At 38.1% G+C, this 6,446-nt stretch carries 6 protein-coding genes; all 6 read left to right on the top strand.

The features are described 5' to 3' along the window. The first annotated feature begins 620 nt into the window (after positions 1 to 620). The 6 genes from rpmH to mnmG all read left to right on the top strand — a co-directional run bounded on the left by rpmH (position 621) and on the right by mnmG (position 6,440). Entirely contained in the window at positions 621 to 755 is a 135-nt protein-coding gene (gene rpmH, locus NST15_RS19060) for a 50S ribosomal protein L34 (RefSeq protein WP_008360908.1), read from the top strand. A 78-nt stretch (positions 756 to 833) separates the two neighbouring features. Further along, positions 834 to 1,193 (top strand): ribonuclease P protein component, encoded by a 360-nt coding sequence (gene rnpA, locus NST15_RS19055; RefSeq protein ID WP_008347592.1) that lies wholly within the window; start codon positions 834 to 836, stop codon positions 1,191 to 1,193. Between the two features lie 158 nt (positions 1,194 to 1,351). Continuing rightward, positions 1,352 to 2,134, top strand: a complete 783-nt coding sequence (gene spoIIIJ / locus NST15_RS19050; RefSeq protein WP_089374159.1) for a YidC family membrane integrase SpoIIIJ — start codon at positions 1,352 to 1,354, stop codon at positions 2,132 to 2,134. Continuing rightward, the gene (jag, locus tag NST15_RS19045; protein ID WP_057078773.1) at positions 2,131 to 2,754 is read left to right on the top strand and encodes an RNA-binding cell elongation regulator Jag/EloR; all 624 of its coding nucleotides are present in this window, start codon (positions 2,131 to 2,133) and stop codon (positions 2,752 to 2,754) included. Before spoIIIJ ends, jag begins: the two co-directional genes overlap by 4 nt. Positions 2,755 to 3,156: 402 nt before the next feature. Continuing rightward, the gene (mnmE, locus tag NST15_RS19040) at positions 3,157 to 4,536 is read left to right on the top strand and encodes a tRNA uridine-5-carboxymethylaminomethyl(34) synthesis GTPase MnmE (RefSeq protein WP_017359868.1); all 1,380 of its coding nucleotides are present in this window, start codon (positions 3,157 to 3,159) and stop codon (positions 4,534 to 4,536) included. Between the two features lie 17 nt (positions 4,537 to 4,553). Continuing rightward, on the top strand, positions 4,554 to 6,440 hold the full coding sequence (gene mnmG / locus NST15_RS19035; protein WP_039169033.1) for a tRNA uridine-5-carboxymethylaminomethyl(34) synthesis enzyme MnmG: 1,887 nt from the start codon (positions 4,554 to 4,556) through the stop codon (positions 6,438 to 6,440). Positions 6,441 to 6,446 lie beyond the last annotated feature (6 nt).

Below are 6,446 nucleotides of genomic sequence, written 5' to 3'. Positions count from 1 at the left end.
AAGGCTTCTCCCCCCTCCTTTTCTTTTTAAAATGACCAGTATCAAACTGTTATAGAACACGAAAAAGAGCAAATGGTCATCACCATTCGTGCACATACTTTGTTGAAAACAATTAATATAGTAGAAAAACGTCTTTTCGACAAATTACACAGGTTGTGGATAAACAATTCAACAAGCTGTGTAATAACTTTCCACAGGTTATCCACAAATTGTGGATAAGATAAATAGGCCAGATAAGTAATTAAGAGTTAAAACACAAATATAATATCAAAATAAACAAGATGGTGCAATGGGTGTCACAAACTTATCCACACACTTTACATCCTGTTGAAAAATAATTATCCACATAGGTTATTTGTGTGAAAAAAATGTCGATAATGGATGTGGATAGTCAAAATATGCCGGAAAAATATCCACAACCTTGTTTTGAAGGTTTTTTTGAAGGAAAAAAAGAATAAAATGCTGGAAACTAAAAAAGAAGGTTTCTTCACTTGATAACTTGTGTTATGCTTATAAGGTTGATAATAAGAGTTTTATCATTGATATTGACAATCGATGGGTTACACAAATATAATGAGTTAGACTGTCTTAAACAGCTATTCCTCAGGGAGGTGTCATAAATGAAAAGAACGTTTCAACCAAATAACCGTAAGCGTAGTAAAGTTCATGGCTTCCGCAGCCGTATGAGTTCTAAAAACGGACGTCTAGTTTTAAAGCGACGCCGCAGCAAAGGTAGAAAAAAATTATCAGCTTAGGCCACTGAATAATGTCAGTGGTCTTTTTTACATAAAATCGTAAATGAACTGTCAGTTTTTATCGGAGTGGAAGAAAACATGAAGAAGCGAAACAGGCTAAAAAAAAATGAAGAGTTTCAAACAGTGTTCAAAAAAGGTCAATCAATGGCTAATCGCCAATTCGTCATTTATCAGCTGGACCAACCAAATCAAGAAGAACTGCGTTTAGGATTGTCTGTCAGTAAGAAGATAGGGAATGCAGTGATAAGAAACCGGATTAAACGACTAATCCGTCAGGTGTTCTTAGAGGAAGGTCATAAGCTAAAGCAAGAAAAAGACTACATTGTTATCGCACGAAAACCAGCAAGCGAATTGACCTTTGAAGAAACAAAGAAGTCTCTCCAGCATTTATTTAGAAAATCCGCTGTTTATCAACAACAACCGAAAAAGTCTTCGTAATAGAAACTTTCGTTGAATCAATTTTTAAAAGCGCTTCCTTCATCTAGTGAATTAAAATGAAACCACCACTTTGTAATGAAAAAATGTTACCATACTGATTAGGTGAGTCACTTTCGTAATCAATTCCAACTTAAATAAAGTTTGAAGTAATGGGAGGAATCTTGTTGAAAAGGCGATTATTACTAATATTTAGCTTGATTGGCGTGTTGGTTCTATTGGCAGGATGTACACAAATCAATGAACCAATCACATCAGATAGTAAGGGATTCTGGAATTCTTACATTGTATACCCGCTATCTCAATTAATCACTTATATGGCAAACTTAACTGGTGAAAACTATGGTGTAGCGATTATTATTGTAACTCTTTTGATTCGTTTGCTCATTTTACCATTAATGATTAAACAGTTAAGAAGTACAAAAGCAATGCAAGCACTTCAGCCAGAACTAAAGAAGCTTCGTGAAAAATATAGCTCAAAAGACCAGAAAACACAGCAGCAGCTTCAACAGGAAACAATGGCTCTTTTCCAAAAGAATGGTGTAAATCCATTAGCAGGGTGTTTCCCAATCTTAATTCAAATGCCAATCTTAATTGGTTTTTATCATGCGATCATGAGAACAGCTGAAATCAAGAAGCATACTTTCTTATGGTTTGACTTAGGCAGTCCAGATCCATTATTCCTGCTACCGATTATTGCAGGTGTAGCTACTTTTATCCAGCAGAAGCTAATGATGGCTGGAAATCCTTCGGACAACCCTCAAATGGCGATTATGCTTTGGGTGATGCCAATTATGATCATTGTATTTGCAATCAGTTTCCCAGCGGCACTTTCACTGTACTGGGTTGTAGGTAACATTTTCATGATCATTCAAACTTTGGTCATTAAAACACCTCAAGTAAAAGTTGATACAAAAGAAAAAGCTGGCGGGAACAAAAAATGAAGGAAATAACTGCTGTCGGTCGCACAGTCGAAGAAGCAGTAGATTCCGGACTGAAACAAATTCAACTACTACAAGAAGAAGTAGATATCACAATAGTAGATGAAGGAAACAAAGGGTTTTTAGGATTATTTGGTAAAAGACAAGCTGTTGTCAAGTTAGTAGAAAAGCGAGATGCGCTCAAATTAGCAACACAGTATTTAGATAAAATTGTTAAATCAATTGATCCTAAAGCAAATATTGTTTCGAAAAAAGAAACGAAAAAGATTTCTTTTCACATTAATGGAGACAAAACTTCATTAATGATTGGAAAAAGAGGACAAACACTGTACTCTTTAGAAACCTTGGTGCAGTTAGTGTTTAATCGTTATTCTGATCAGTATCATCATATTACAATTGATATTGGAGATTATAGGAAGAAACGACAAGAAGCACTTGAACAATATGCAATCAAAACGGCAAACCGTGTTTTAAAAACGAAGAGAAAGGTTCATTTAGAACCGATGCCTTCGAATGAACGAAAAGTCGTTCATGATACGATTGCAGCATTTTCTAAAGAACTTGCCACGGCATCCGAAGATACAGGCAGCAAGCGTCATGTTGTGGTGATGTATAAAAAATAGCAGAAAGGCTAAGATTCAGCAAAGCTGGATTTTAGTCTTTTTTTATTGAAAAATTACCTTTTAATAGTAGATTCCTCCTTTATTTCTAAAAAGTTAGTGTGTTATTTAGATCGAAAACGTCATTTTCCCTTAGTTGCAAAGGGAGAAGGGCGTTTTAATTTATTGGATTTAGGTGTAAGATGTGAAGACAAGTTTAGAACGTCGTTATTCACATGTGGATAAGTTAAGTGTTAAAATAGACAGGGTGCAAAACTGTGGATAATTAAATGTGGGCTACTTTCGCTTCGCATGCATTTATGGTATCTTTAAATTTTGGATTAAGCGTTTTTGATATAGAGATGGACAACGTCCATTTAATAGATATAAGACTGTCTATTGAATAGAGAAAGAGGTGAATGAGCGGTGGATACAATTGCAGCAATTTCTACACCAATGGGTGAAGGGGCAATTGCCATTATACGTTTAAGTGGGCCTGATGCAGTTCAGATTGCTGATCGCATGTATAAGGGGCCTAAGGAGAAAAAACTTGTATCAGTGGATTCTCATACAATTCATTATGGTCATATTGTAGATTCAAGTACCGAGCAAGTGATAGAAGAGGTCATGGTGTCTGTATTAAGAGCACCAAAAACATTTACGAGAGAAGACGTTATTGAGATCAACTGCCATGGCGGAATTGTCACGGTCAATAAAGTCTTGCAGCTTGCTTTAAAAGAAGGAGCGAGATTAGCGGAGCCAGGTGAGTTTACAAAACGTGCTTTCCTAAATGGAAGAATCGACTTGTCACAAGCAGAAGCCGTAATGGACTTGATTCGTGCAAAGACTGACCGTGCGATGAATGTCGCAATGACTCAAATGGAGGGACGTCTCTCCGGTTTGATTAAACGTCTTCGTGGTGAGATATTGGAGACACTTGCCCATGTAGAAGTGAATATTGATTATCCAGAGTATGACGATGTGGAAGAAATGACACATCGAGTCTTAGTTGAAAAGGCGACATCTGTGAAAAAGGAAATTGAATCGCTTCTAACGACTTCACAGCAGGGGAAAATCCTACGTGAGGGTTTATCTACTGTTATTATTGGAAGGCCAAATGTTGGGAAGTCTTCCTTATTAAATAGTCTTGTTCAGGAAACAAAGGCGATTGTGACCGATATTCCTGGAACAACCAGAGATGTCATCGAGGAATATGTGAATGTAAGAGGAGTGCCGCTCCGTTTAGTAGATACTGCAGGTATACGTGAGACTGAAGACATTGTTGAGCGTATTGGGGTCGAACGATCAAGACAGGTCTTAAAAGAAGCTGACCTGATTTTACTTGTGCTCAATTATAGTGAAGAGTTATCTGAGGAAGATATTAAGCTATTTGAGGCTGTCTCGGGTATGGATATTATTGTGATTGTCAATAAGACTGATCTTGAGCCTAAACTTGATGTAGAAAAAGTAAAAGAGTTAGCGAAAGATCGTCCAGTCGTGACAACATCTTTATTACAAGAAAAAGGGATTGATGAGCTTGAAATGGCCATTCAATCTTTATTCTTCACTGGCTCAATTGAAAGTGGAGATTTAACGTATGTAAGCAATACTAGGCATATTGCGCTCCTTCAAGAAGCAAAACAATCGATTGAGGATGCTCTAGAAGGAATTGAAATGGATGTACCGATCGACATTGTTCAAATAGATTTAACACGCTGTTGGGAGCAGCTAGGTGAAATTATTGGGGATGCTGTTCATGAAAGCTTAATTGATCAGTTATTCTCTCAATTCTGTTTAGGAAAGTAAAGGGAGGAACAAAAGAAATGGGTTATGAAGCTGGCCAATATGATGTAATCGTCGTCGGTGCCGGTCATGCTGGTGTTGAGGCTGCTCTTGCTTCTGCAAGACAGGGCGCCAAAACACTTGTATTGACCATCAATCTCGATATGGTTGCTTTTATGCCATGTAATCCGTCCGTAGGAGGTCCCGCTAAAGGGATTGTCGTCAGAGAAATTGATGCGCTAGGCGGAGAAATGGCACGAAATATAGATAAGACACATATTCAAATGCGTATGCTGAATACTGGGAAAGGACCTGCTGTCCGTGCGTTAAGAGCGCAAGCAGATAAGTTTCAATATCAGCACGAAATGAAAAAAACAATGGAAAATGAACCAAACCTAACAATGCTGCAAGGGATGGTAGACCATTTAATTGTAGAAGATGATGAATGTAAAGGTGTTGTGACTCAAACAGGTGCAAATTATCGCGCGAAGTCTGTTGTTCTAACGACTGGTACTTTCTTAAAAGGCCGCATTATTTTAGGAGATCTTTCTTATTCAAGCGGTCCTAATAATCAGCAGCCTTCCATTAAATTATCGGATCATCTAGCAGAATTAGGATTCGATTTGGTTCGCTTTAAAACTGGGACACCACCTCGAGTAAACAGCCACTCGATTGATTATAGTAAGACGGAAATTCAACCAGGTGACGATGTACCACGTGCGTTTTCTTATGAAACTGTGGAATATATTACAGATCAATTACCATGCTGGTTAACATACACGAGTTTAGAGACTCATCAAATTATTGATGAGAATCTTCACCGTTCTCCTATGTATTCAGGTATGATTAAAGGAACAGGTCCTAGATACTGCCCGTCTATTGAGGATAAGGTGGTTCGTTTTAATGATAAACCGAGACATCAAATTTTCTTAGAGCCAGAAGGCCGTAATACGCAAGAAGTGTATGTTCAAGGTTTATCTACAAGTCTGCCAGAGGATGTACAGCAGCGAATGCTGTCAACCATTCCAGGGCTTGAAAATGTACAAATGATGCGAGCGGGTTATGCCATTGAGTATGATGCGATTGTGCCTACACAATTGTGGCCGACACTTGAGACGAAGAAAATTTCTGGATTATATACAGCTGGCCAAATTAATGGTACCTCTGGTTATGAGGAAGCTGCAGGTCAAGGAATTATGGCAGGTATCAATGCAGGAAGAAAAGCATTGGGTAAAGAAGAAGTCATTTTAAGCCGATCTGATGCATATATCGGTGTTCTCATTGATGATCTTGTCACGAAGGGTACAAATGAACCTTACCGTCTTTTAACTTCTCGTGCAGAGTACCGCTTACTTCTGCGTCATGACAATGCTGATTTAAGATTAACGGAACTTGGATATAACATTGGTCTAATTTCTGAAGAGAGATTCCAAGCATTCACACAGAAAAAAGAGGCTATTGAAGCAGAGAAAAAACGTTTATATTCTGTCATTATTAAACCTACAGCAGAGACACAGGAATATATCCGTTCTCTTGGTGGAAGTGAATTGAAGGATGGTATTCGCGCTAGTGATCTGATGAAGCGTCCAGAGATGAACTATGAATCTGTTGTGAAACTAGCTCCTGCTGACACACCGCTTCCTGCTGATGTGTGTGAACAGGTAGAGATTCAAATTAAATATGAAGGTTATATTGAAAAGTCGCTCCAACAAGTTGAAAAGCTGAAAAAGATGGAAAACAAAAAGATTCCGGATCGAATCGATTATGATGCCATCAAAGGGATTGCAACTGAAGCGAAGCAAAAGCTAAAAGAAGTCCGACCGCTTTCTGTTGCACAGGCTTCTCGTATTTCAGGCGTTAACCCTGCTGATATTTCTATCCTTTTAGTGTATTTGGAGCAGGGACGTATTGCGAAGATAGCAGAGTAGAAAGGA

This window comes from Bacillus sp. FSL R5-0820 (assembly GCF_038593385.1).
Lineage (GTDB): Bacteria > Bacillota > Bacilli > Bacillales > Bacillaceae > Bacillus > Bacillus altitudinis.
The sequence above is the reverse complement of the archived record's forward strand: the minus strand, read 5'-3'. Positions and strand labels throughout refer to the sequence as shown.

What these genes read in the sequence shown, in the direction of transcription:
- rpmH (WP_008360908.1), top strand. Translation starts at nt 621, where the DNA reads ATGAAAAGAACGTTTCAACCAAATAACCGTAAGCGTAGTAAAGTTCAT.
- rnpA (WP_008347592.1), top strand. Translation starts at nt 834, where the DNA reads ATGAAGAAGCGAAACAGGCTAAAAAAAAATGAAGAGTTTCAAACAGTG.
- jag (WP_057078773.1), top strand. Translation starts at nt 2,131, where the DNA reads ATGAAGGAAATAACTGCTGTCGGTCGCACAGTCGAAGAAGCAGTAGAT.
- mnmG (WP_039169033.1), top strand. Translation starts at nt 4,554, where the DNA reads ATGGGTTATGAAGCTGGCCAATATGATGTAATCGTCGTCGGTGCCGGT.